At 71.7% G+C, this 25,024-nt stretch carries 24 protein-coding genes; 18 read left to right on the top strand and 6 right to left on the bottom strand.

The window, feature by feature from the left end; genetic code table 11:
• Positions 1–30 precede the first annotated feature (30 nt).
• From FHS29_RS14985 to FHS29_RS14995, 3 genes are all read left to right on the top strand, one after another.
• Positions 31–1,023 (top strand): IniB N-terminal domain-containing protein, encoded by a 993-nt coding sequence (locus FHS29_RS14985; protein ID WP_184691239.1) that lies wholly within the window; start codon positions 31–33, stop codon positions 1,021–1,023.
• Positions 1,024–1,119: 96 nt separating this feature from the next.
• Positions 1,120–2,913, top strand: coding sequence for a dynamin family protein (locus tag FHS29_RS14990; protein WP_184691240.1), 1,794 nt, complete (start codon positions 1,120–1,122; stop codon positions 2,911–2,913).
• Positions 2,910–4,280 (top strand): GTPase domain-containing protein, encoded by a 1,371-nt coding sequence (locus FHS29_RS14995; RefSeq protein ID WP_184691241.1) that lies wholly within the window; start codon positions 2,910–2,912, stop codon positions 4,278–4,280. The genes FHS29_RS14990 and FHS29_RS14995 overlap by 4 nt, the downstream gene beginning before the upstream one ends.
• Here the strand turns inward: FHS29_RS14995 and FHS29_RS15000 are convergent.
• The gene (locus tag FHS29_RS15000) at positions 4,273–5,088 is read right to left on the bottom strand and encodes a LysR family transcriptional regulator (RefSeq protein ID WP_184691242.1); all 816 of its coding nucleotides are present in this window, start codon (positions 5,086–5,088) and stop codon (positions 4,273–4,275) included. The genes FHS29_RS14995 and FHS29_RS15000 overlap by 8 nt on opposite strands.
• Positions 5,089–5,163: 75 nt before the next feature.
• Between FHS29_RS15000 and FHS29_RS15005 the strand changes: the two genes are divergently transcribed.
• A complete protein-coding gene (locus FHS29_RS15005; protein WP_184691243.1) occupies positions 5,164–5,979 on the top strand; it encodes a PhzF family protein in 816 nt (271 codons plus the stop codon).
• Here the strand turns inward: FHS29_RS15005 and FHS29_RS15010 are convergent.
• Positions 5,976–6,401 (bottom strand): nitroreductase family deazaflavin-dependent oxidoreductase, encoded by a 426-nt coding sequence (locus FHS29_RS15010; protein ID WP_184691244.1) that lies wholly within the window; start codon positions 6,399–6,401, stop codon positions 5,976–5,978. The two genes, FHS29_RS15005 and FHS29_RS15010, sit on opposite strands and share 4 nt — an antisense overlap.
• Before the next feature lie 341 nt (positions 6,402–6,742).
• On the opposite strand from FHS29_RS15010, the gene FHS29_RS15015 reads away from it, so the two are divergent.
• From FHS29_RS15015 to FHS29_RS15035, 5 genes are all read left to right on the top strand, one after another.
• On the top strand, positions 6,743–7,732 hold the full coding sequence (locus tag FHS29_RS15015) for a LysR family transcriptional regulator (RefSeq protein WP_184691245.1): 990 nt from the start codon (positions 6,743–6,745) through the stop codon (positions 7,730–7,732).
• Positions 7,733–8,157: 425 nt separating this feature from the next.
• Positions 8,158–9,219, top strand: coding sequence for a gamma-glutamylcyclotransferase (locus tag FHS29_RS15020; RefSeq protein WP_184691246.1), 1,062 nt, complete (start codon positions 8,158–8,160; stop codon positions 9,217–9,219).
• Positions 9,220–9,311: 92 nt separating this feature from the next.
• Positions 9,312–9,920 (top strand): DUF4232 domain-containing protein, encoded by a 609-nt coding sequence (locus tag FHS29_RS15025; RefSeq protein ID WP_184691247.1) that lies wholly within the window; start codon positions 9,312–9,314, stop codon positions 9,918–9,920.
• Positions 9,921–10,706 carry an alpha/beta hydrolase gene (locus tag FHS29_RS15030; RefSeq protein WP_184691248.1) on the top strand — a complete coding sequence of 262 codons (786 nt, stop codon included), beginning with the start codon at positions 9,921–9,923 and terminating at the stop codon, positions 10,704–10,706. It abuts the gene before it with no gap.
• 91 nt (positions 10,707–10,797) lie between these two features.
• Positions 10,798–11,643 (top strand): helix-turn-helix domain-containing protein, encoded by an 846-nt coding sequence (locus tag FHS29_RS15035; RefSeq protein ID WP_184691249.1) that lies wholly within the window; start codon positions 10,798–10,800, stop codon positions 11,641–11,643.
• A gap of 63 nt (positions 11,644–11,706) precedes the next feature.
• On the opposite strand, the gene FHS29_RS15040 is transcribed toward FHS29_RS15035, so the two are convergent.
• The gene (locus FHS29_RS15040) at positions 11,707–12,453 is read right to left on the bottom strand and encodes an SDR family NAD(P)-dependent oxidoreductase (RefSeq protein ID WP_184691250.1); all 747 of its coding nucleotides are present in this window, start codon (positions 12,451–12,453) and stop codon (positions 11,707–11,709) included.
• Positions 12,454–12,617: 164 nt separating this feature from the next.
• Between FHS29_RS15040 and FHS29_RS15045 the strand changes: the two genes are divergently transcribed.
• The 5 genes from FHS29_RS15045 to FHS29_RS15065 all read left to right on the top strand — a co-directional run bounded on the left by FHS29_RS15045 (position 12,618) and on the right by FHS29_RS15065 (position 17,280).
• Positions 12,618–13,424: a hypothetical protein gene (locus FHS29_RS15045; RefSeq protein WP_184691251.1), complete on the top strand. Its 807-nt coding sequence runs from the start codon at positions 12,618–12,620 to the stop codon at positions 13,422–13,424.
• Positions 13,425–13,559: 135 nt separating this feature from the next.
• Complete coding sequence (locus tag FHS29_RS15050; protein WP_184691252.1) at positions 13,560–13,820, top strand: hypothetical protein; 261 nt, start codon at positions 13,560–13,562, stop codon at positions 13,818–13,820.
• Positions 13,821–13,836: 16 nt separating this feature from the next.
• Entirely contained in the window at positions 13,837–14,088 is a 252-nt protein-coding gene (locus FHS29_RS15055; protein ID WP_184691253.1) for a hypothetical protein, read from the top strand.
• A gap of 1 nt (position 14,089) precedes the next feature.
• Positions 14,090–16,855, top strand: coding sequence for an FtsK/SpoIIIE domain-containing protein (locus FHS29_RS38120; RefSeq protein ID WP_184691254.1), 2,766 nt, complete (start codon positions 14,090–14,092; stop codon positions 16,853–16,855).
• The gene (locus FHS29_RS15065) at positions 16,852–17,280 is read left to right on the top strand and encodes a hypothetical protein (RefSeq protein ID WP_184691255.1); all 429 of its coding nucleotides are present in this window, start codon (positions 16,852–16,854) and stop codon (positions 17,278–17,280) included. Before FHS29_RS38120 ends, FHS29_RS15065 begins: the two co-directional genes overlap by 4 nt.
• 70 nt (positions 17,281–17,350) lie before the next feature.
• On the opposite strand, the gene FHS29_RS15070 is transcribed toward FHS29_RS15065, so the two are convergent.
• Positions 17,351–17,755, bottom strand: a complete 405-nt coding sequence (locus FHS29_RS15070) for a GNAT family N-acetyltransferase (protein ID WP_184691256.1) — start codon at positions 17,753–17,755, stop codon at positions 17,351–17,353.
• A 35-nt stretch (positions 17,756–17,790) separates the two neighbouring features.
• Here FHS29_RS15070 and FHS29_RS15075 point away from each other — a divergent pair, with 35 nt between their 5' ends.
• Together FHS29_RS15075 and FHS29_RS15080 are read left to right on the top strand one after the other, a co-directional pair.
• Entirely contained in the window at positions 17,791–18,498 is a 708-nt protein-coding gene (locus FHS29_RS15075) for a GNAT family N-acetyltransferase (protein WP_184691257.1), read from the top strand.
• Between the two features lie 209 nt (positions 18,499–18,707).
• Positions 18,708–19,727: an NADP-dependent oxidoreductase gene (locus FHS29_RS15080; RefSeq protein ID WP_184691258.1), complete on the top strand. Its 1,020-nt coding sequence runs from the start codon at positions 18,708–18,710 to the stop codon at positions 19,725–19,727.
• A 399-nt stretch (positions 19,728–20,126) separates the two neighbouring features.
• Here the strand turns inward: FHS29_RS15080 and FHS29_RS15085 are convergent, their stop codons facing one another.
• Positions 20,127–21,326 carry an amidohydrolase gene (locus tag FHS29_RS15085; protein WP_184691259.1) on the bottom strand — a complete coding sequence of 400 codons (1,200 nt, stop codon included), beginning with the start codon at positions 21,324–21,326 and terminating at the stop codon, positions 20,127–20,129.
• Positions 21,323–22,939: an FAD-binding oxidoreductase gene (locus FHS29_RS15090; protein WP_184691260.1), complete on the bottom strand. Its 1,617-nt coding sequence runs from the start codon at positions 22,937–22,939 to the stop codon at positions 21,323–21,325. Before FHS29_RS15090 ends, FHS29_RS15085 begins: the two co-directional genes overlap by 4 nt.
• A gap of 16 nt (positions 22,940–22,955) precedes the next feature.
• Here FHS29_RS15090 and FHS29_RS15095 point away from each other — a divergent pair, with 16 nt between their 5' ends.
• Both FHS29_RS15095 and FHS29_RS15100 read left to right on the top strand, forming a co-directional pair.
• On the top strand, positions 22,956–23,531 hold the full coding sequence (locus FHS29_RS15095) for a TetR/AcrR family transcriptional regulator (RefSeq protein ID WP_184691261.1): 576 nt from the start codon (positions 22,956–22,958) through the stop codon (positions 23,529–23,531).
• Positions 23,528–24,997 (top strand): glycerol-3-phosphate dehydrogenase/oxidase, encoded by a 1,470-nt coding sequence (locus tag FHS29_RS15100; protein WP_184691262.1) that lies wholly within the window; start codon positions 23,528–23,530, stop codon positions 24,995–24,997. The genes FHS29_RS15095 and FHS29_RS15100 overlap by 4 nt, the downstream gene beginning before the upstream one ends.
• Positions 24,998–25,024: the final 27 nt, after the last annotated feature.

Below are 25,024 nucleotides of genomic sequence, written 5' to 3' on the forward strand. Positions count from 1 at the left end.
TCCGAATCCCCCGATCAATACCTTGATCACATGGCTGGACCTCCCCTGCCGGTCCTGCTTCCCCGCGAACTCATCCGACCAGGAGCATCCATCATGGGCACCAGCCCCAACACGCTGCACGACTTCGTCCTCGACCTGCTGAGCAACCCCGCCGCGCTGGCCGACTTCCAGGCCGACGCCGAGGGGACCTTGGCCGACGCGGGCCTGAGCGACATCAGCGCTCTGGACGTGCAGGAGGTCCTCCCGCTGGTCCTCGACTACGTGCCGGCCGGGAGCCTGCCCGCTCTCGACGTCGCGCTGATCAACGACCTGCCGCTGGACTCGACGGACGCCCTGGGCGCCATCGGCCAGCTGCAGGCCGTGGCCCAGCAGTTGTCCCTCTCGGGCGTGTCCGGCACGTCCGACGTGAACCTGGCTGCGGCGGGCGCGCTGAGCGCCGACGCCAACGGCCTGGAGATCTTCGGCGGCCTCTCCGCCTGGGGTCTGGCCGACGCCGTCGGGTCCGTCGACGCGTCCGTGTCGGGTGACTTCTCCGCGGTGGGCGACGTGACGAACACCCTGGACGCCACGTTGCCCACCGCCACCGGCCCGGTCACCGACCTGGCCGGCACGGCGACCGGTTCCTTCGACGGCGCCGTCGCGGGCGGGGTCACCGGCGCGCTGCCGGGCACGGACGGCCTGACCAGCCCCGTGTTCGGCGCGGTCGACACGCTCTCCGGCGTGGTCGACGGCGTGACCGGTGGCCTCGCCGGCCACCTGCCGGGCGACCTGACCGGCGCGCTCGACACCGGCCACCTGGGCAAGACGCTGAACGTGGACGGCCTGTCCGCGCTGCCCGATCGCGACCTGACCCCGGAGACCGTGGTCGACACGGTCGAGGACACCGCCGGCCGGCTGTCCAACGGCACGGGCGTGAGCGACGTCACCGACCACGTGGGCGCGATCAACGTCCCCGGCCTCGGCATCGGCCTCAACGACCTGCCGATCGTCGGTGGCGAGGACATCAGCGACGCGCTGTTCTAAAGCCTGGTCGAGTACCCGGGGGCCGGTTCTGTCCAGTGGACGGGACCGGCCCTCTCTTTCACCTCACCGGGTGAACACGGCACACTCTTCCGGGTGATGTCCGCACCCTGGCTCGACGTGCTCGACGACACGATCCGGTCCTGCGCCGCCCACAACCGGCCGGACCTGGCCGAGCGACTCCGCGAGAAGCGCGCCCGGCAGCTCGACCCGAAGCTGCGGGTGCTCGTCCTGGGCGAGCCCAAGCAGGGCAAGAGCCAGCTGGTCAACGCCATGGTCAACGCCCCGGTGTGCGCGGTCGGCGACGACGTCACCACCACCGTCCCCACGTTCGTGCAGCACGCCGAGACGCCCAACGCGGCGCTGGTCCGCACCATCGCGAACACGCCCACCGAGCGCATCCCGGTCCCGCTCGACCAACTCGCCAGCCAGGTCGGCGCGGCGCACACCGGTGAGCTGGTGCGGGCCGAGGTCGGCATCCCGCGCGCCCTGCTCACCTCCGGCCTGGTGCTGATCGACACGCCGGGCGTCGGCGACCTGCGCCCGGCGCACACCGCGAGCACGTTCGCCGCGCTGCTCCAGGCCGACGCCGTGCTGATGGTGTCCGACGCGACCGCCGAGCTCACCGCCTCCGAGCTGGAGCTGCTCAAGCAGGTCATGACGTCCTGCCCGAACGTGATCGTGGTGCTCACCAAGATCGACATCGCGGCGCAGTGGCGGCGGGTGGTCGAGCGCAACCGCGCGCACCTCGCGCGGGCCGGCGTGACGGCCAAGCTGATCCCGGTCTCGGCCGCGCTGCGGCTGCGCGCCGCGAAGACCGGCGACAAGGCCCTCAACGCCGAGTCCGGGTTCCCCGAGCTGCTGGCCTGCGTGCAGCGCGACATCGTGGCCGCCGCCGACGAGCTGGCCCGCCGCACGGTCGCGGTGACCGCCGCGTCGGCGATCAAGCAACTGGTCACGCCGGTCCGCGAGGAGCTGCAGAGCCACGGTTCACAGGGCGCGCACGCGACCATCGCCAACCTCAACGAGGCGCAGCGCCGCATCGACGAGCTGCGCCGCCGTTCCGCGCGCTGGCAGACCGTGCTGGCCGACGAGATGGCCGACCTGGTGTCCGACATCGAGTACGACCTGCGCGACCGGACCCGCCGGATCCTGCGCGAGGCGGACAAGACGTTCGAGACGGCCGACCCGGCGCTGGGCTGGGAGGAGTTCGAGACCTGGCTGGAGGACAACCTCACCGAGGCCGCCGCGACCAACTTCGCCTGGCTGCTGGACCGCTCGGCATGGGTGGCGGAGAAGGTGGCGCGCAGCTTCCCGGTGCACCGCGACGACCTGCTGCCCGAGTCGGTGTTCCCGGCCGACGTGCTGGCCCGGGTGTCCAAGATGGACAAGCCGGTGATCGAGAAGTTCGGCGTCAGCCAGAAGCTGTTCACCGGTCTGCGCGGCTCCTACGGCGGTGTGCTGATGTTCGGCCTGGTCACCAGCCTGGCCGGGATGCCGCTGATCAACGTGATCTCGCTGGGCGCGGGCGCGCTGTTCGGTGGGAAGTCGATCATGGACGAGAGCGACCAGCGGCTCAAGCGCAGGCAGGGCGCCGCCCGGGCCGCCGCGCAGCGGCACGTGGACGACTTCTTCATCAAGTTCAGCAAGGACTTCCGGGACGCCGCCCGGCACATCCAGCGCAGCCTGCGCAACCACTTCAGCACGTTGGCCGACGAACTCCAGGAGACGCTGCTGGAGTCCGCCCGCAGCGCCCGCCGGGCCGTGCAGGACGACAACACCGAACGCGAGCGCCGCGCCCGCGAGGCGAAGCTGGAGCTCGACCGGCTCGTCCAGCTCTACCAACGGGTCCAGGCGCTCGGCCGGACGCCGCCACTGGGGATCAGCGCGTGACGCTCGCCGACGAGGTCTGGGTGCTGCTGGAGGAGGCGCTCGCGGTCTACCGGGACAGCCCGCGCGCGGTGGCGTGGCTGCGCGGCCACCAGGCGCGGTTCGCCGAACCGGTCCGGGTGGCGGTGGCGGGTGCGCCGCGCACCGGGAAGTCGACCGTGGCCAGTGCGCTGATCGGCGAGGAGTTCGTGCCCACCGGCACGTTCACCTGGTACCGGGACGGGATGCGGCCCCGCGCCACGGTCGGCCCGCACGAGGTGCCGATCGCCCGACGGGACGGCCGGGCGTTCGTCGACGCGGTCGACGCCGACCGGGTCACCGTCGAGTGGCCTTCGCGGTCGCTGCGGGAGATGACGCTCATCGACACCCCGGCGGACGCGCCGGTCGAGCAGGTCTACGGCGAGGCGGACGCCGTGCTGTACCTGACCCGGCACGTGCACAGCACCGACCTGCGCTACCTGCGCACCGCGCACGACCACCCGGTGGCCCGTGCCGCCCCGGTGAACACCGTGCTGGCGCTGGCACGGGCGGACGAGATCGGCGGCGGCCGGATCGACGCGCTGTCCTCGGCCAAGCAGATCGCCCGCCGCTACCGGCGTGAGGCGCAGGTGAAGCCGTTGTGCCAGAACGTGATCGCGGTCGCGGGCCTGCTCGCGGTGGCGGCCCGGACGCTGCGCGCGGAGGAGTTCGCCGCGCTGGCGTCGCTCGCGTCGCTGCCCCGGACCGAGCTGGAGGACCACCTGCTGTCCGCCGACCGGTTCGTCGGCGAGGACTTCCCGATCCGGCTGGACCCGTCGGTGCGCCAGGGCCTGGTGGAGCGGTTCGGGATCTTCGGCGTGCGGCTGACCACGACGCTGATCCGGCAGGGCTTCGACACCCAGGTCAAGCTGACCGGGCAGCTGGTGCAGCGCAGCGGGCTGGGTGAGCTGCGCGACTCGATCGGCCTGTACTTCACCGGACGGCACGACGTGCTCAAGGCGCGTTCGGCGCTGTTGGGCCTGGATGTGGTGCTGCGCAACGAGCCCCGTTCCGGGTCGGTCGGCCTGGCGGTCGGCTTGGAGCGGATCCTGGCCACCGGGCACGACTTCCGGGAGCTGAGGCTGCTCGCCGCGTTGCAGGGCGGGCGCACGAAGCTGCCCGGCGAGCTGGACGCCGAGGCGTCCCGGCTGGTCGGCGGCCTGGGCACGAACCTCTTGGCACGCCTGGGAATGGAGTACGAGCCGACCGAGGGCGAGCTGCGGCACGTCGTGCTGGACACCCTGGGCAGGTGGCGCGAGCAGGCCGCGAACCCCGCGCTGGACCACGGTCAGCGGCGGGCGGCGTCCGTGGTGGTGCGCAGCTGCGAGGGGATGCTGGCCGGGCTCAGCTGAGCGCTTCGGCGACCACCCGGACGGCGGCCGAGGGCGTCCGGCGCGGGTCCGTGACCAGGAACAGCGTGCTGTCCGGCAGTTCCCGCACGCGCTCCAACGTGCCCGCGTCGAGCTGCTCGGCGACCGCGACGCGCGGCAGCACCGTCCAGCCCAGCCCCGCCACCACGCACGACCGGACGGCCTCGATGCTGCCGAACCGGGTGATGCTGGGCGTCGCGGTCAGCTCGCGGACGAACCGGTCGGTGTAGGAGCAGCCCTCCTCCAGCAGGAAGTACCTCTCGTCCACCGGCACACCGGGCGCGGCGACCAGTTCGATCGGCTCCGCGGCGATGGCGTCGACCTTCAGGCCCGGTGCCATCAGCGCGTCCTCCAGCACCAGCGCCAGGTCCAGGCTGCCGGTGCGCACGCCCGCGATGGCGTCCCGCGTGCCGACCGGCGACAGGTGCACGGTGATGCCCGGCCGGCGCAGCGCCACGTCGGCGATCCGCTGCGGCAGCCGGTACGCGCACACCGACTCGGGCGCGCCGATCCGGACGTCGCCCTCGACGGCCGTGCCGCCCCGCACGGCGTCCCGCAGGCGCTGTTCGGCGGACAGCACCTCCCGCGCGTGCTCGACCGCCCGACGCCCCGCCTCGGTCAGCCGCGCGCCGCCGGGCAGCCGGTCGAACAGCCGCGCCCCGAGGTGCCGTTCCAGGGCTTTGACCTGGCTGGTCACCGTCGACTGCACGAGGTGCAGCTCGGTCGCGGCGGCGGTGAAGCTGCCCGAGCGCGCGAGCACCAGCAGCGTGCGCAGGAGACGGGTGTCCATGCCATCGACAATACCGATCGGAAGCATCCGAGAGAATCGTTGGATTCGATGGCCGGCGTGATGGAAGCTGACCTCATGACAAACGTGCTTCGCTACACGGCCTTCTCGACCGACCCGGAGGGCGGCAACCCGGCGGGGGTCGTGCTCGACGCGACCGGCCTGAGCGACCGCGAGATGCTCGGGATCGCGGCCGAGGTGGGCTACTCCGAGACGGCGTTCGTCTTCCCGCACAGCGAGCCGGACTCGTTCCACGTCCGGTACTACAGCCCCGAGGTCGAAGTCCCGTTCTGCGGGCACGCCACGGTGGCCACGGCCGTCGCCATGGAGCACACCGGCACGCTCGCCTTCCACACCCCGGCGGGCAAGGTGGTGGTCGAGACCGACGGCGCCACCGCGACGCTGACCAGCGTGCCGACCTGGTCCGAGCCGGTGGGCGCGGAAGGCTTGGACACCGCTCTCGACGCCCTCGGCTGGGAACGGGACGAGCTGGACCCGCGCTACCCGGCGCACTGGGCGTTCGGTGGCGGGCGGCACCTCATGCTGGCGGCGAAGTCACGGGAGCGACTGGCAGACCTCGACTACGACTTCAACGGGCTGGGCGACCTGCTGCGCGCCAACGAGGCCATCACCGCGCACCTGTTCCACGAGCGCTCCGAGGACGTGTTCGACGCCCGCGACCCGTTCCCGGTCGGCGGCGTCGTGGAGGACCCGGCCACCGGCGCGGCGGCTGCGGCGTTCGGCGGCTACCTGCGGACGATCGGCCGGGTGCCGAGGCCGCGCACGCTCACCATCCACCAGGGCGACGACATGGGCCGACCCAGCGTGCTCAGCGTCGCTGTGCGGCCCGACCGGGACCGGGTGAGGGTGACGGGCGCGGCCGTGCGGCTCTAGGCCTTGTCGAGCACCACGACGGGGATCTCCCGGTCGGTCTTGCGCTGGTACCCGTCGTAGTCCGGCCACACCTCGTTCATCAGCTTCCACAGCTTGGCGCGCTCGTCACCGGAGGCCGTGCGGGCCGTGGCCGTGAACTCCTCGGACCCGACCCGCACCTGCACGGTCGGGTTCGCGACCAGGTTCTTGTACCAGGCCGGGTGGTCCGACGAGCCGCCGTTGGACGCCACGACCACGTACGCGTCGCCGTGGGGCTGGTAGATCAACGCGGTCCGGCGCGGTTGCCCGGACTTGCGGCCGATCGTCGTGAGCAGCAGCGTGTAGACGCCGGAGCGCCACTCGTGCCCCTTCTCGCCATCGGACTCGATGTAGTTGCGGATGTGCTTGTTCACCCAGCCGACGGGACTGTCAACTACAGACATGGTCCCGACGCTACCGAGAACGCGGCGAGGCCGCCGGTCGCTACTCCGCAGTCACGACCGGCGGCCCGCAACGGGGTGGGGACGTCCGCCTCGCACCCCCTCGGCTCGTCTCCGGCTCCCCGGCGCATCCCGGCACATCCGCCCGCGTAAACGGTGTTCGGGTCGCTCGGCCACGCCTGCGTTGGGGCGTGGTGTGGGACGGGACGGCCACAGCTGCGTGGTCTCCACGCTCAGTAGATCTGGCTGGCGCGCATCTCTTCCTCTCCACTTCACGGGGACTTCGCCAACTATGGCGGCCGTGAGGGGTGGCGGCTCATTCAAAAGGGGGATAGAAGAGCGTTATGCCCGAGCTTGAACTCCGCCACCTCCGCGCGGTGTGCGCGATCGCCGAAGAAGGCAGCCTCACCAAGGCAGCGATCAGGCTCGGCCTGACGCAACCCGCGATGAGCGCCCAGCTGCGGACGGTCGAACGCATCGTGGGCGGACAGCTGTTCGACCGCACTCCGGGCGGCAGTGTCCCCACCGACCTGGGCAAACAGGTCGTCGGCACGGCCCGGCTGGTGCTCGACGAAGTGGAACAACTGGTCAGCCTGGCCAAGGAGAGGACCCGCGACGGAACACCCGGACCGCTGATCGTCGGCGGTGTGCCCACCCTGTTCTTCGGCCACTTCGTGGAGGAGCTGCGCCGCAACATCCCCTGCTCGGAGGTCCGCACCGAGATCATGCCGGGCGGCTCGGACCTGCTGGAACTGCTGGTCAACGGCCAGGTGCACCTCGGCGTGCTGGACCGGTTCGAGGGCATGGAGCGACGCGAGCTGCGCGGCCTGGAGATCCGCAGGCTGATCAGCGAGCCGCAGTTCGTGGCCCTCCCGGACTGGGATCCGCTGGGCGAGCAGGAGGAGGTCGAGCTGGGTCAGCTGGCGGACCGGGACTGGGTGTCCCCGCCGGATGAGCTGGTCGGCAACCGCCTGCAGATCTTCACGGTGTGCGCCGAGGCGGGCTTCACGCCGCGCCTGACGCACCACGTCAACGAGGCTTCCACGGCCCGCGGCCTGGTCGCCAACGGCGCGGTGTCGTTCGCCCTGCCGCAGTCCCGCAGCGGGGACGGCATCGTCATCCGACCACTCCGCGGGGCGCCGCTGATGGTCGACCTGATGCTGGCCACCAGGCGGGAGGGGCCGGCGGCGGGCCGGGCGCACGACGTGTTCGCCTGCGCGGCCCGCGCCTACCGGGCGGCGCTGCCCCGCAACCCCGGCTACGCCAAGTGGTGGCAGGAGAATCCGCAGCTCCACCCGGAAATCGACGCCGCGCTGATCCTGGGCGGCGACTGAACCAGCGACTGAACCAGCGACTGAAACCGCCGGCTGAAACCGGCGACCGGAACCCGACACGTCCGGCACGGGAAACTCCGAGGTCCGCTTTTCCGGGACCTCGGAGTTTCTTTTCGCGGGCCGGTCCACCGTGAGTTCTCGTGGCACAGGGCCGGAGTTCGAAGCGCTGAACCCGTGGCCCATCGGTGGTGGACGACCGCACGGCGGCGAGCGCGAAGCCGGCCGAGCGGCCGGTCAGGACGCCCGCACCGTGCGACGCGCCGAGGAAGTGTGACACCTCACGGCCGGACATCCGATCTGTATCGGTACAAACAGATCCGACTCAGGGTTGGGCACCCCCTAGAAGTACACAGAGGCCCGATCTCTCGTGTGACAGGCAACCGAACGAGACATGAATTCGGTGTGCGCTGCGCCAGAATGGAGTCATGACGGAGCCGTTCACGGACGATACCCACCCGGCCGAGCCCTACCCGGGCGCTCGGCCGGGACACTGCTTCGTGCACCTCGACGGCGCGGGCTGGCCGGTCACCCCGGACCCCGCGGCCGACTCCGGGTGGCGGGTCGCGCCCGACGGCCGAGATCTCGACGACTGGCTCGCCGACCACGGTGAGCCACCCCTGGCGGGCCGGATGCCGGTGCTCGCCTACGGCTCCAACGCCAATCCCGCCAAGGTCACCTGGCTGCGCGAAGAGCTGGGCCTGACCGGACCCGCCGTGGTGCTCCGGGCCCGCTGCGAAGGACTCGCCGCGGTGTGGGCGGCCGGGCTGCGCGCCAAGGACGGGCAGCGCCCGGCGACCCTGGCCGCCGCGCCCGGCGTCGAGGAGGAGCACGCGGTGTGGTTCGCCACCGCCGAGCAGCTCCGGGTGCTGGACCGCTGCGAGGGCCGCGGCCTGCGCTACCGGCTGGTCCGCGTGCACACCGGCCGGGTGACCCTGTTCGACGGCGGCGTGGTCGACTCCGTGCTGGCCTACACCGGGGCGGGCCAGCGGAGGATGCCCCTGCTGGCCGCCGGCAGGCCGGTGCGCTGCGCCGACGTCGACCAGCGCGGCGCGCGCACCCTGGGCGGACGCCCGGCGGAGAGCGACGGCCTGGACGTGACCCCCGTGCACGGCGACCCGTCGGCGGACGACTGGCCGGACCGCCTGTTCGTCTACGGCACCCTCCAGCCCGGCCTGCGGGCGTGGCACCTGGTGTCGCCGTTCGTGACCGGCGAGCCGGAGCCCGCGAGGCTGCCCGGCACCCTGCACGACACCGGCCGGGGCTACCCGGCGCTGCGCCCCGGCGACGGTCCCGGCGTGCCCGGCCACGTGCTGCGGCTGGAGTCGCCGGAGGACGCCCTGCCCGTGCTGGACGAGTACGAGGGCGACGAGTACCGGCGGATCCGGGTGACCCTGCCGGACGGCCAGGTGTGCTGGACCTACCTGTGGACCGTCGGGGTGCACGACATGCCGGTGCTCGCGGACGGTTGGGTCGAAAACCGTCCGTGATGCGCCCGATGCGGTGATTTTCTTGCCAACCGACCCAACCGTCCGCCGGTTGGGTACGTCCTCCTGGTAGGCCCACGACCCAGGAGGTGGACATGAGGCGACTCGTCGTGTGCGGCGCCCTGATGGTGCTCACCGCGTGCGGAAGCCCTCAGCAGGCGTCCCAGCAGCAGACACTTCCGACCGGCACAACACCCACCACCACCACCACCACTGGCAGCAGTTCCCCCGCCGCACCGGTCCCGCCCGCGCAGACCACGCCGTCCACGCCGGCGGCCCCGGCTTCCACCAGGTGCACGGCGGCCGGCCTGACCGGCAAGGTCGAGCCGACCGAAGCCGGCGCGGGCAACCGCTACGGCAGGTTCGTCGTGACCAACACCGGCCCGGCCGAGTGCACGATCAACGGCTACAGCGGGTTCCAGCTGCTCGACGCGAACGGCCAACCGGTGCCCACGAACCTGGTGCGCACGCAGGACCCCGGCCCGTCCCCGATCACGCTGGCCCCCGGCGCGTCGGCGGCGGCCAAGCTGCACTGGAGCGTCGTGCCGGCCGGTGACGAGCCGGTGGACCAGCCGTGCCGGCCGGACGCGGCGAACGCCGCCGCCATCCCGCCGGACGAGACCCGGCCGATGAGCCTCGCGTGGGGCCTGGGCCCGGTGTGCGCCGGCGGGAAGATCGAGATCAGCGCGTTCTACGCTGCATAGGTGATCGAGTCGAACGTCCCCGGCCACGCCGGGGAACTCGTGGTGCGGACCTGGCCGAACCTGGACGCCGACTGGCTGGCGGTCCTGGTGCACGGGTACGGCGAGCACGGCGGGCGATATGGGCACGTGGCGGACCGGCTGGTGGCGGCGGGCGCGCTGGTGGTCGCCCCGGACCACGTGGGCCACGGCGGCTCGGACGGCGAACGCGCCCTGATCACGTCCTTCGACGGCGTGGTGGAGGACCTCGGCGCGGCCGTCAGCTCGGCGGCGACCGACCTGCCCACCGTCCTGGTCGGCCACTCGGTGGGCGGCCTGGTCGCGACCCGCTACGCCCAGCTGCACCCGGTCTCCGCACTGGTCCTGTCCGCGCCGGTGCTCGGCACCTGGCAGGGCCTGGACGCGCTGGCGATGGACGAGATCCCGGACGCCCCCATCGACCCGGAGTCGCTGTCCCGCGACCCGGAGGTCGGCAAGCAGTACGCCGCCGACCCGCTGGTCTGGCACGGGCCGTTCAAGCGGCCCACGCTGGAGTCGCTGGAACGGGCCCTGGACGAGGTCAACTACGGCCCGACGCTGGAGAAGCTGCCGACCCTGTGGCTGCACGGCGACGCGGACACCCTGGTGCCGTTGGCCGACACCAGGACCGGCACGGACCGCATCCGCGGCCTGCTGTTCGAGGAACGCGTGTATCCCGGCGCACGGCACGAGGTCTTCAACGAGACCAACCGCGACGAGGTCCTGTCCGACGTGGTGGCGTTCGTGCGGCGGGTGCTCGACCTGCCGTAGCCCTCCAGCTCTCCGCACCGGCACCCGATTCATCCGATCGGGGTGTGCGCGCACCCTTTGTCGCGCGCGCACAACGTGGAACGCTGGTCCCATGCCGAGGAAGGCCGCCGGGCCTCACGAACGTGCCCTCGGCGCGGAGTTGCGCGCCCTCAGGCAGGCCACCGGGCCCAAGCTCACCGTGACCGCCGCGGCTTCGCGGCTCGGGTGGAGCAAGTCGATGCTCTCCAACCTGGAGAACGGCAAGCGGAAGACCTCCGCGCACGAGGTCGCGGCGCTGCTGGACCTCTACGGGATCACCGGGGACCGACGGGATCGCCTGGTCGAACGCGCCGAGGGCGGCCGTGGGCCTGGCCTGTGGGAGCGGAACCTGCCCGGCGTGCCGCCGGAGACGAACACGTTGGCGGGCTACGAGAACGAAGCGGTCCGGTTGCTGTGCTGGGAGCCGCTGCTGGTCCCCGACCTGCTCCGGACCGTGGACTACACCCGTGCGTTCCTGACCGCCGGCGGCGTGGACCCGCGGGACGTCGAGCCCCGGCTGATGGCCCTGCTGCGGCGGCAGCAGGTGCTGCGCGGCGACGTCGAGTACGTGGCGCTGGTCGGTGAAGCCGCGCTCCACACGGCGGTCGGCGGCCGAAGGGTGATGGCGGAGCAGTGGCGGGACGTGCTGCGGACCGCCGGGCTGCCCAACGTGCGCATCGGGATCGTGCCGTCCACCGCCGTGCACCCGGGCATGACCGGGCCGTTCCTGCTGGTGGAATTCCCGGTGGCCGAGCCGATCGCGCACGTCGGGCTCCAGCGCTCCGCCGTCTTCCTCGAACGCGGTGACGTGGCGCCCTACGTGACGACGGCCGCGAGGGTGGCGGCCGTCGCACTGGGTGCGACCGAGTCCCTCCGGCTCGTCACGGCCCGAGCGGACGAGCTGGAGGGCGGGACCTGAGGTGGCGCATGAGGTGGCGCAGGGCGAGCGGGTCCGGTTCGACGCCGAGCCCGCGCCGGCCGGTCACCAGACCTGGTCGGTGGGGCGCACCATGATCTCGTTGACCGCCACGTGCTCCGGCTGCGCCACCGCGTAGAGCACGGCGTCGGCGACGTCCTCGGGCTTGAGCTGCCGCAAGCCGGAGATCCGCTGGTCGATGCTCGCCCGAGCGGCGGCGTCGGTGATGTGCTCGCGCAGCTCGGTCTCCACCACGCCCGGCTCCACCACGACCACCCGCACGCCGCGCTCGGTCACCTCCTGGCGCAGCGACTCGCTGAACGCGTTGAGCCCGGCCTTGGTCGCGTTGTAGACGCCGGTCCCGGCCCGCACCACGCGCCCGGCGGTGGACGACACCTGCACCACCGCGCCGCGCCGGTCGAGCAGGTGCGGCAGAGCGGCGTGCGTCAGGAACATGACGCCGAGCAGGTTCGTCGACACCATCCGGGTCCAGTCGGTGGTGTCCGCGCCCTCGATGTTGCCCAGCAGCATCACGCCGGCGTTGTTGACCAGGACGTCCAACCCGCCGAACACCTCGACCGCGCGCTCCACGGCGGCCCGGCACGCCGCCTCGTCGGTCACGTCGAGCGCCAGGGCCGACACCTTGACGCCCTCCCCCGCCAACCGCTCCTCCAGCGCGGTCAACCGCTCCACCCGCCGCGCGGCCACGACGACGGACGCCCCGGCCCGGCCCAGCGCGACCGCCGTGGCCTCCCCGATGCCCGACGACGCCCCGGTGACCAGCGCGACCTTGCCTTGCAGGTTGTTCGTCATGGGGCCAGCAAACACGCTGGAGTGCGCTCCAGGTCAAGCCGGACACGCCCCGCCGCACAACCTCACACCGACAGCCGTCCGCGGGCCCTCCCACCGGCCGCGCCGCACCCCAGGTGACGCCGGGGAAGACTCCGCGACCACGTTCGTGGACAATTTCACCTGCGATGGTGGGAGAAGACCTGGAGCTGCTGATCACCGTGGTGGTCGCGGCCGACGACGAGCAGCAGGCCCGCGCGGCCTGCGCCGGGCTGGTGCGACGGGTCGACGGGCGGGTCGTGCAGACCGGGGACTGCTCCGACGAGGAGCCCGGCTGCTGGTCGGTCACGGTCAGCCGGGCCAGTGGCGAGCGCGCCACGCAGAACGTCGCCGGGGCGCTGGCCAGGGCCGTCCGCACGTTCGTGCGTTCGCTGGGGGACGAGTTCCCGGTGCCGCGCGTGGCCTGCGAGCCGCCCACCGCGTGGACCGTGCTGGAGGACCAGCCCCAGCTGGACGCGCTGGTGCCGGGCGCGGAACGGCTGCTCGTCGAAGCGTGGGCGGGTGGTGATCCGCAGCGGCGCGAGGTCACCGAAGCCGAGCCCGCCGCGGCCGACGCGGAGGTTCGAGCCGAGCCCGAAGCGGGTACCCGCCTGCTGTTGCGGGTCGACGTGGCGACCGACCGATCGGCGGGGGCGGAGTGGCAGGCGCGGGCGGTAGCCAGCCGGATCGTGCGCAGTGGCAAGATCACCCGAGTGGCTCCACATGGGCATCTACTGAGCGTGCACGTCGATCTCGGATCGAGTGTCAATTCGCCCTCGGTCGCGCTACTCGACGCGGTGTCGTCGCTGGGCCGTTCGGGGTGGGCGCCCGTGGAGTGGTCCGGCGAGTCCGCGACAACGCGCTGGTCAGCGGTGCCCGTCCCGGGGGCCGGGATCACCGCGTTGGAACTCACCGCGACACCGGCCTCGGCATTCGTGTGGACGGTGCCGGACTGACATCAGTAGTGCTAATCCAATCGAGTGGATTTCCATTACCACCCGGTCAGCCGATCTTGCTTGTGAAACGTCCGATCTTCGGTACTACTTTCAACTATAGGAACTCCAGCCTTACGGGAGGGGTCGGGATCCGACATGGCCAGCATCGAAGAGGTTCGCGCCGCGATCGACCAGGCCGTCGACAAGGCCGGGCAGAGCGCCCAGGCCCTGCAACAAGCCGCTGACCTGGCAGAGGACGCCCAGGCGCTGCTCAGCACCGCGACCCAGGGCAGCGTGCAGGCCGACGTGGAGCAGGCCAACGCGCAATTCGCCGAAGTGGTCAGCGGGGTGACCGACCTCCAGAAATTCCTCGGCGCCGGCATTTCGCAGGCGGAGAGCATCAACAGCCGGCTGTGACCGTGAAGGCGGGGACGTGACCTCGGTCGGGGAGATCAGGCTCGCGCTCGAACAGAGCTGCGAGCTGCTTCGGGATGCCTACCGCAGCGTCCGCGAGGCGCAGGCCGCGCTGGACGAGGCGGTCGACGTCCTCGCCCAGGCGAGCACCACCCACCACGAGTCCCTGGTCCCGGCCGGGTTCGTCAAGGCCGGTGAGCGGTTCGCCGACGAACTCGACCTGATCGTCCGCAGCCTGGACCTGGTCCAGCGGCTGGCCGTGGAGCTGTGACGTGAGCAGGCGCGACGAGCGTCGGAGGAGGATCGAGGCCTCGTTCGAGGAGTTCCGCCGGGCGGTCGCGGCGGCCCTGGGCAACGCCTCGCGCGAGCTCCGCCAACTCGTGGACGAACGCGCGCGCGACATGTTCGAGGTGATGCTGCGCGGTGAGGGCGTCGACCGGGCGATGGCCGACCCGGTGCTGAAGAAGGCGTTGCAGGCCGAGCGGTTCGAGCGGCAGCTCGCCAGGACCATGATCGACCGGGTCGAGGCGTTCCGGGAGTGGTCCGAACGCGGTCCGAGCCGGCTGACCGCTTTGGTGAACGCCGTGGCGCCCGGTGCCGCGTCGTGGCCGCCGGAGAGGTGGCTGGGCCGCCCCGGCACGGCCGACGGCAGCGACGGCGTGCCGGAGCTGTGGCGCATCGGCACCGGCATGGTGCTCAGCGCGCCGGAGCCGCAGACGTTCCCGGTGGCCGTTCCGCTGCTCGACCACTCGCACCTGCACGTGGTGTCCACACCGGACAGCCGGATGGTGGCCGACGCCCTGGTGGAGAACCTGTTGTTGCGGCTGGTCAGCTACTTCCAGCCGGGCCTGGTGAACATCCACGTGTGGGACGTCAACCAGCTCACCGGTTCGCTGCCCGGGCTGTACCCGCTGACCCGCGCGGGCCTGCTCACCGTGCACGACCCGGCGCGGCTGCACGAGCTGCTGGACGAGCTGTCCGACCACATCCGCCGCGTGCACACCGGCGTGCTGGTGGAAGGCCACCAGTCGGTGCGGTCGGTCGGCGGTCGGCGCACCGAGCCGTGGCGGGTGGCCGTGCTGTTCGGCAACCGCCAGGCGCTCAGGGAAGAGCACCAGCAGCAGCTGCAACGCGTGGCGCGCAACGGTTTGGCCTGCGGCGTGCAGCTGATCATCGTGGACATCCCGGTCAGCGTGAACTCCCCGATCGAGACGGTGGTGATCGCCGAGGACCAGAGCGCGACCACCACCATGACCGGCAAGCACGTCACGGTCGCGCTGGACCCGCAGTTCCCGCAGACCCAGGTGCCGCGCGCGTGCGCCACCATCGCGGAGAAGCGGGAGGAGCGGCGAACCCGGCTGAGCACGTTCGCCGACCTGCTGCCGGAGAGCTTCTGGCAGGACAGCTCGGCGGCCGGCGTGGTCGCGCCCGTGGGGTACGACGAGGGCGAGCCGGTGCACGTGGGACTGGGCGACACGTCGCCGCACGCGCTGATCGGCGGCCCGAGCGGTTCGGGCAAGACGAACTTCCTGTACGCGATGCTGGGCAGCCTCGCCGCCCGCTACCACCCGGAAGAGCTCGAGCTGTACCTGCTGGACTTCAAGGAGGGCGTGTCGTTCGCGCAGTTCGCGCCCGGCCGCAAGGACCCGACGTGGCTGCCGCACGCCCGGCTGGTCGGCGTGAACGTCAACACCGACCGCGAGTTCGGCGTGGCGCTGCTGAGGTTCCTGGCCGACGAGATGCGCCGGCGGGCGGACGCGGCGAAGCAGCACGAGGTCACCAAGCTGGAGCAGTTGCGCGAGGAGGACCCGGACGGCCGGTGGCCCCGGATCGTCGCGGTGATCGACGAGTTCCAGTACCTGTTCGGCGAACGCGACCAGGTCACCGCGCAGGCCACCCAGCTGCTGGAGGACGTGGCCCGGCGCGGCCGGTCGCAGGGCATCCACCTGGTGCTGTCCAGCCAGGACGTGTCCGGCATCGAGGGGTTCTGGGGCAAGTCGGCGATCTTCGAGCAGTTCACCGTGCGCATCGCGCTGCCCAAGGCGCGCCGGGTGCTCGCCGAGCCGCAGAACGACGCCGCCGTGGAACTGCCCCGCTGGCACGCCGTGGTCAACCACGAGTCCGGTGTGCGGCCGGGCAACGCGATCGCCCGCATCCCGGACGCGACCGGGCGCGGCACGTTCGACAAGCTCCAGGCCGAGCTGCACGCCCGCCGCCCGGCGGACCTGGCCGAGCCGATCCTGTTCGACGGCAGCAAGGTGCCCAACCTCCAGGCGCTGCCGGACTTCCAGGCCCTGCGGCCGGTCGAGGGCAACCCGACCGTGCTGCTGGGCCAGGTCATCGACGTGGCGGGCAGCGCCGCCAAGGTGCGGTTCGCGCGCACGCCGGGGCGCAACATCGCGGTGATCGGCTCGCTCGCGGAGGACGCGGCGGCGGTGCTCGGCGGTGCGACGCTCTCCCTGGCGCGGCAACACGAAGTCGGCGCGGCGCAGTTCAGCCTGGCGTGCCTGGCCGAGGACGCGTGGCCGTACGCGGACAAGCTGTGCAAGCAGTTGCGCAACGCGGGTCATTCGGCGGACCTGCTGGGGCTGGACGGCATCCGCACCCTGCTGGACGCCACGGCGGCCCGGCTCACCGCGTCCATCACCGGCGAGACCGGCGCGCCGCTCCCTCCCCACTACCTGGTGGTGTACGCCGTCGACGCGGCGCACACCCTGCTGGAGAACAAGAATCCCACTACGCGGATGTCCGGGGTGGACAGCCTGCGCACGGTGCTCAAGCACGGCCCGGAGAACCGCACCCACCTGCTCGGCTGGTGGCGCGGTGTGCAGCGGCTGAAGAACAGCCTGCCGCCGGGCGTGTACGACGACATCGGCGCGTGGCTGGCCTTCGACGTCCAGGGCAAGGAACTGCTGTCGTTCGGGCCGGAACAGGTCATGGCGTGGTCGCCGCGGCCTCGTCGGGGGTTGTTCTTCGACCGGTTCGAGCATTCCCGTCCGCAGGTGGTCATTCCGTTCGACACCGGGGAGGAATCATGATCAGTCACGCATCGGTGGTGCCCGCGCAGCGCAGCGGGGACGGCGTGTCCGAGGTGGCGGCGGTCACGGCGATGGAGCGGTACAAGGAGATCGTCGGCCTGGCCGCCGAGTCGGCCGAGAGGATGCGGGAGGCGGACCGCGAGCGGGTGCGCGACCTGCTGGCGCGGCTGGCGGCGTCCCAGGACCGGGTGGCGGAGCTGGTCGAGCAGGAGGTGCTGACGCGGGCCGGCGTGCGGCTGCTGTGGGAGGCGGCCGGCGAGGTGCTGTGGGAGGAGCGGTGGATGCAGTTGAGTCCCGTTCCGCGGCCGGACGAGTCGGTGCCGCCGCGTGATCAGCGGGAGTACCTGATGGCGATGGATGTGGCGTACCAGGCGTTGGAGGACACGTTGCAGAAGCGCGGGCTGTTGTGGCGGAAGTCCTCCTGACGCTGCCCGGGAGATTGTCGGGATCGTCCTGCGGAGGAGAGGAGCGTTCTGGCGCGGCGGAGTTCCCGCGTCAGAAGGTCCAGGACAGCGAAGTGGTGGGCTCGGCTTCGGCCTTGGTGCGGGCGTAAGTGGCGAGGGCGGCGGTGTTGTCGGGCTCGGTGGCGGTGAAGGCGCCGAAGCAGCCGCGTTCCTCGGCGAGCGCGAGCAGGGCGCCCACCAGTGCGGTGCCGATGCCCTGGCGTTGGAACGAGTCGTCCACCCCCAGTTCGTAGACGAACATCTCGGTGCCCTTGTCCGGGTGGGTGACCTCCACGCCCGACACGAATCCGGCGGGCCGGCCGTCCACGTACGCGATGAGCAGGTGGTGGCGCTCGTCGGCGAGGAAGCGCCGGGTCGCCTCGTCCTGCGGCGGGTCGTCGAAGAGGTGGGCCGCGGCGGACACGGCATCGTGCTCGGTCACCCGCAGGATCTCCATGCCGGTGAGGGTAGGGCGTCGGCGATGATGCGGTCATGCGTGTTTTGCGGACCCCGGACGAGGTGGCGGCGGCGAACCCGGACCTGCTGGTCCGTTGGGCGGCCCAGTGTCTGCTGCCCGGTCGGGGCGGGGTGGCGTGGTCCCACGGCGATGCGGTGGGCGTGCTCGCGCCGGCCCTGAACCGGCATGACCGGTTGGTGCTCGCCGGTCCGGCGGCGGATGTGGCGGTGATCCTGCGCACCCGGCGGCGGCCGGGGACGAGGCCGTTGGTCACGACGGAGCTGGCCACCGAGCTGTCGGAGTTCCCGCGAGTCGGCACGTTCGGGTGGATGGAGCGCACCGGCTCGCTGGACGCGCCGGATGACGTTCGTTGGCTGCACGAGGACGAGTGGGACGACGTGGAGGCGTTGCTGCGCAAGGCGAGCCCGAACTCGTACGTGTGGCCGTACGAGCCGGGACCGCGCCGGTGGGCCGGCGTGCACGGGGATGACGGAGCGCTCGCCGCGGTGGGTGCGGACGCCTGGTCCGCGCCGGGTGTCGGGTTCATCGCGGGAGTGGCGACGCATCCCGATCACCGGGGGCGTGGCCTTTCGACCCGCATCTGCGCGTTCCTGACCAGTGCGTTGTTGGCGGAGTCGGGGGCGTGTGCGTTGATGGTGGACGCGGCGAACACGACCGCGATCAAGGTGTACGAAAGGCTGGGATTCAGGTATCGGAGCGTGACTGCGCTGCTGGGAGCGTGACTGCCGCTGTTCGGGGTGGCTGTGGTGTTCGGAGTGGCTGCACTGTCGGGGTGGCTGCGCTGTCGGGGTGGCTGCGCTGTCGGGGTGACTGCGCTGTCGGGGTGACTGCGCTGTCGGGGTGACTGCGCTGTCGGGGTGACTGCGCTGAGAGACGCAGGTCACGGTGGGGGCACGGAACACCGCGCCGGTTGAGCGGGGTTGACGACGTCATGACCGTGCCCAGCACCGCGCAGGAAATCCGTCTCGCGTCCCGCCCCGAGGGCTTCCCGACGTTGGAGAACTTCGAACTCGTCTCCGTGGCCGTGCCCGAGCCCGGAGAGGGCCGGTTGTTGGTGCGCAACCTGATCATGAGCGTGGACCCGTACATGCGGGGGCGGATGAGCGACGCCAAGTCGTACGTCGCGCCGTACGAGGTCGGCAAGGTGATGGAGGGTGGCGCGATCGGCGAGGTCGTGGTGTCGGGCGTCGAGGGCTTCGCGGTCGGTGACAAGGTGCTGCACGGGTCGGGTTGGCGTGAGTACGCGGTCGTGGACGGTGCTCGCGCGGTGAAGGTGGATCCGGAGAAGGCCCCGTTGGGGGCTTACCTGGGTGTGTTGGGGATGCCCGGGTTGACGGCATACGCGGGGTTGCTGGAAGTGGCGTCGTTCAAGGAGGGCGACGTGGTGTTCGTGTCCGGGGCGGCGGGGGCCGTCGGACAGGTCGTGGGGCAGGTCGCCAAGTTGCGGGGTGCGGCGCGGGTCATCGGATCGGCCGGGACCGACGAGAAGGTGGCGTACCTGGTCGACGAACTGGGGTTCGACGCGGCGTTCAACTACCGGAACGGGCCGGTGGCGGAGCAGTTGGCCGCGGCTGCGCCGGAGGGCATCGACGTGTTCTTCGACAACGTGGGCGGGGAGCACCTGGAAGCCGCTGTGGCTTCGTTCAACAACTACGGGCGGGCGGCGTTGTGCGGGGCGATCTCGGTGTACAACGCCAAGGCGTCGGACTTGCCGCCCGGGCCTCGGAACCTGGGGCTGGCGGTGGGGAAGCGACTGACGCTGCGCGGGTTCCTGGTGTGGGACTTCGACCACCTGCAGGAGGAGTTCGTCAGGGAGGTCGGTGGGTGGATCGCGGAGGGGAAGCTGCGGTATCGCGAGACGGTGACGGAGGGTGGGTTGGGCAAGGCTCCGGAGGCGTTCTTGGGGATGCTGCGGGGGGATAACTTGGGGAAGGCCTTGGTGAGGTTGTAGAGGGCGAGGTGCGGGGGTGCGCGCGGGGTGAAGCGGGGTGAGTGAGGGGCGGGGTGAAGGGCGAAAAGCGTCCTCGCCGGACGGGCTGGCCGCCAAGGATCCCTACAAGAGCCCTTCAAAGCTCTTCGAGCTTTGAAGGGCGGTGGTCTGCGTGTCCTCCCCGTATGGCCTGGTCGGAGACAACCACATGTGTCAAGGGCAGATCGTGAAGGTGTGTTCGGTGGTCGCGTGTCCGATCTGCCCTTGACACATGCGGTTCGCTGGCGCGCAGGCCATACGGGGATGACACGCAGGGCAGGAGTGTGCGCGGGGGCGCAGCCGAACCGCAGGTGTGTGCGGGGCGCGCAGGCCGTGGCGGGGGTGTGCGCGGGGGCGCAGGCCGTGCGGGGGGTGTGCGGGTTAGGGGGTTAGGTTGCCGTGGGCTGCTACTGCTCGGCCCTTGTGCACTACCAGGGTTCGTGGGGCTCGGTCCATTACGGCTGCGGTTACGGTGTCGCCGGGGACGACCAGCAGGTTGGCGGGAGAGCCTTCGGTCAGGCCGTGGGGGTGGCCGATCACCGATGCGCCGCCGCGGGTGGCTATGTCCACGCACATCTCGATCAGGGCGTCTTGGCGGAAGCCGTTGCGGTACGCGAGTTGCCAGGTTCGGTCGAGCATGTCGGCGTTGCCGTAGGGGGACCAGTAGTCGCGCATTCCGTCCTGCCCCAAGCCCAAGCGGACGCCGGCCCAGCGCAGTTCGCGCAGCGGCAACGGGTCGCGGGTGCCGGGGGCTACGGTGGTCACGGCTACGTCGTGTTCGGCCAGTAGTTCGATGAGCTCGCGTTGACGATCCGCGTCTACAGTGGACAGTGCGAACGCGTGGCTTATGGTCACCTTGCCGCGCATGTCGAGTGCGGCGACGCGTTCGCAGATCAGTTCGACCTGGAACGCGCCCAGTGACCCGGCGTCGTGCAGGTGGATGTCGACGCCGCGTTGGTGCTTCTCCGCCAAGCCGAACACGACGTCCAGGTGTCGCACGGGGTCGCGGTCGTAGCCTGCCGGGTCGAGGCCTCCGACCAGGTCCGCGCCTGCTCGCAGTGCTGCCTCCAGCAGGTCGGCGGTGCCCTTCTCGCGCAGGATGCCGCATTGCGGGAACGCCACCACCTCCACCGACGCTCGGTCCGCGTGCGCCTCGCGGGCCGCCAGGACGCCCTCCAGCTTCTCCAGGCCGGAGTCGACGTCCACCTGCGCGTGGCTGCGCACCTGCGTCGTGCCGGCGGCGATGGTCCGGCCGAGGGTGTGGGTGGCTCGTTGGGCGACGGTCTGCTCGGCTGTGCGCCAGTTGCGGCGGTCGTTCTCGATCAGCTCGTGGAGGCTCGGTCCGGCCGTGTGCGGTCGGAATGGCAAGCCCAGGCGGGTCGAGTCCAGGTGGGCGTGGGCGTCGGTGAACGACGGCAGCAGCACGCCGTTCCCACCGTCCACCACGGGCACGCCGGGCGGGGCTGCCAGCGCGGTGCCGATGGACGCCACCAGCCCGTTCGAACACAGCACGTCCACCGTCGGCACGTCAAGGCTGTTGGGCCACGGCCGCACGGAGCGGATCAGCAGATCACCGGTCACCCCGGTGAAGCTAGACCGGTCGGCAGGAGCTTGCCAGGGTTGAGCACGCCGGTCGGGTCCAGTGTCCGCTTGACGGACGCCAGCACCGCCACGCCGAGCCCCCCGATCTCGGCCTCCAGGTACGGGGCGTGATCGGTCCCTACCGCGTGGTGGTGGCTGATCGTGCCGGTGCCGGTGATCGCCTCGCTCGCGGCGGCCTTGGCGACCTGCCACTGTCCTATTGGGTCGTCGGCGTCACGTGCGGCGAGGACCGTGAAGTACAGGGATGCGCCGGTTTCGTATGCGTGCGAGATGTGGCACATGACGATGCAGTTGCCCAGTGCGTCGGACAAGGCCGCTCGGACGGCCGTGCGCAGTTCGGAGACACGCGACCAGTGTGTGGCCGTCTCCAACGTCTCCACGCACACGCCTAGTTCCATCAGCGTGTCGCGTTGGCGGGGGCCGTTGAACCGGCCGTGTCGCCAGGCCTCGCCGAGGGCTCGTCCCAGGGACAGGAGCTTCAGGCCTCGTAGGGTTTCCTTGCGGCGACGACGGATCTCGTCCTCGGATCGGCCGTGCCAGCCGAGGATGAGCAGGCACGGCTCGGCGACGCCTCGTGCCCGCAGGTACGCCTTCAGCGCGGCGGTCTTCCAGCCTCCGGCGAGGGCCAGCGACACCTCGGTTTCGTCCACATCCGACAGACGGGTCACGTCGGCCGGCAGGTGGCTTTGGGCGAGGGCGCGCACGGTGGCCGATCCGCGCTCCCAACCGTCGACCACGAAGCCTTCGTAGCGTTCGACCCGGGGCCGTGGCCGCACGCGCACCGACACTTCGGTGATGACGCCGAGGGCGCCTTCGCTGCCGACCACGAGCTGCTTGAGGTCCGGCCCGGCGGCCGAGGCGGGCGCGGTGCCGAGTCGCCACTCGCCGACCGGGGTGGCCAGGCGGACGCCCTCGACCATGTCCTCGAACCTGCCGTAGCCGGACGACGCCTGGCCGGCGGAACGGGTGGCCGCGAAGCCGCCGATGGTGGCCCGCTCGTAGGACTGCGGCACGTGCCCGATGGTCAGGCCGTGCGGGGCCAGCAGGCGTTCGGCCTGCGGTGCGGGCAGGCCGGCCTGGAGCACCGCGATGCGGGACACCGGGTCCACGGAGACCAGCTTGTCCAGCCGGACGAGGTCGAGCGTGATCACGGCCGCCTTGTCCCCGCGCAACGCCGCCACACCACCCACCACGGACGTGCCGCCCCCGAACGGCACGACCGCCACGTCGTGTTCGGCGCACGTCCGCAGCACATCGGTGACCTGCTCCGGCGTCGCGGGCAGCACTACGGCGTCGGGCACGGCCGGCGTCCCCTCCCCGCGTTGCCCCAGCAGGTCGAGGTAGGACAGGCCGCCTGTCCGACCCAGCCGCGAGTCCCGGTCGACGCGCACGAAACCGGGCCCGACCACGGCATCCAGTGCGGCGTGCGCGGCGCCCGACAACGCCGACGCGGGCACGTCCGGCGTGCGGGCGGGGGTCCTGACGTCCGACAGCCCGGTCCGCTGCCGGAGCCACTTGAGGGCGTGCGGCGGCAGCGTTCCCGTCGTTGGTGACCACCTGCCCCGGAGGGTGTGGTCGATGCGCTCGGTCACCGCTACAGTGTTACACATGACGTCTCAACGTCACAGTGATGACGCCCTGCTGGACGCGGCCCGCGACTGCGTGGTCGAGGTCGGTGTCCGCCGCACCACCCTGACGGACATCGCCAAGCGCGCCGGCGTCAGCCGGATGACCCTCTACCGCCGGTTCCCGGACGTTCGCACCCTGGTCAGGACGTTGATGACCAGGGAGTTCGGCGCGCTGCTGCGCCGGGTCGAAGAACCCGGGCCGGATGGGGCGAACGCCCGTGAGTGCCTGGTCGGCCGGACCATCGCGGGCATCCGGCTGCTCGCCGCCGACCCGTTGATGCGCCGCGTGCTCGACCTGGACGCCGAACTGATGCTGCCCTACCTCGTGCAACGGCTGGGCAGCACGCAGCGGCTGGTGGAGGAGTTCCTGCTGGGTCAGATCGAGGCGGGCCACGCGGACGGCTCGATCCGGCCCGGCGACTCCGCCGCCCAGGCCCGCTTGGTGCTGCTGACCGCCCAGTCGATGGTGCTGTCGATCCGTCCGGCGACCGCCGACCTGGACTTCGACGCGCTGCTCGCCGAACTGGCCGGCTTCCTCGACGCGGCCCTGTCGTGAGCACGTCGCTCAACGCCGCACGCCGGCGGCGTGAACTGGACGAGGTCGCGGACGGGACGGTCGACCTGCTGGTCGTCGGGGGCGGCGTCACGGGTGCGGGCGTCGCGCTGGACGCGGCCTCGCGGGGCTTGGACGTCTGCCTGGTGGAGGCGCACGACCTGGCGTTCGGCACGTCCCGCTGGTCGAGCAAGCTGGTGCACGGCGGTCTGCGGTACCTGGCGCAGGGAGAGGTGGGGCTGGCGTTCGAGAGCGCGGTGGAGCGCGGCGTGCTGATGACCCGCACCGCGCCGCACCTCGTACGGGCCCTGCCGCAGCTCGTCCCGTTGCACGGCAGGGGCAACGACCCGGTGGTGATGGCGGGCCTGCGGGCCGGCGACGTGCTGCGCCGACTGGCCCGCACGCCGTCCCGCGTGCTGCCGGGGCCGCGTCACGTGCCGGCCGCCGAAGCTTTCGCGCTCGCGCCGGGGCTGCGGAGGGACGGGTTGCGTGGCGGACTGCTGAGCTTCGACGGCCAGTTGGTCGACGACGCCCGGCTGGTTGTCGCTCTGGCCCGTACGGCGGCCGGGTTCGGGGCGCGGATCATCACCAGGGCGAAGGTGACGGGCCTGCACGGTCGTGAAGCGCACGTGCGGGACGGGCTGACCGGTGAATCCCTCGTCGTGAAGGCAAGAGCGGTGGTGAACGCGGCCGGGGTGTGGGCGGGGCAGTTGGTCGACGTGAAGCTGCGGCCGTCGCGCGGGTCGCATCTCGTGCTGCGCGCGGACTCCCTGGGGTTGAGCCACACCGCGCTGACGGTGCCGGTCCCCGGTCGGCGCAACCGGTTCGCGCTCGTGCTGCCCCAGCAGGACGGGCGGGTGTACGTGGGGTTGACGGATGAGCCGGTGGAGGGGCCGATCCCGGACGTGCCGAACGTTCCGGCGTCCGATGTGGACTTCCTGCTCGACGTCGCTTCTTCCGTGCTGGACAGGAAACTGACGCACGCCGATGTGCTGGGCAGCTTCGCGGGTCTGCGTCCGCTGCTGGACACGGGTGAGGGGCCGAGTGCCGACCTGTCCCGCCGGCACGCCGTGCTGACCGAGGGCGGTGTCACGACGGTGGTCGGCGGCAAGCTCACGACGTACCGGCGGATGGCGGCCGATGCGGTGGACGCGACCGGTCTCACGGCGGTGAGGTCACGCACGAAGTCGTTGCCGCTCGTCGGTTCCGGGCCGGTGAATGAGCCGGTGCACGAGGCGGCGCAGGAGATGGCGCAGGAGGCGGCGCGGTTGGTCGGGCGGTACGGGAGCGAGGCGCGCGCGGTCGCCGAGATCGGCGAGTTCGCCTGGGCGGTGCGGCACGAGGGCGCGTTGGACGTGGACGACGTGCTGGACCGCCGGACGCGGATCGGGCTGGTGCCGGCGGACCGCCGGGCTCGGGAGCCCGAGGCGCGGCAACGGACCGCCGAGGAGCTGGCTGCGCTGGCGTGACGGGGCCGGCCCGCGCGGGAGTCCGGG

The sequence above is a fragment of the Saccharothrix tamanrassetensis genome (assembly GCF_014203665.1).
GTDB lineage: Bacteria > Actinomycetota > Actinomycetes > Mycobacteriales > Pseudonocardiaceae > Actinosynnema > Actinosynnema tamanrassetense.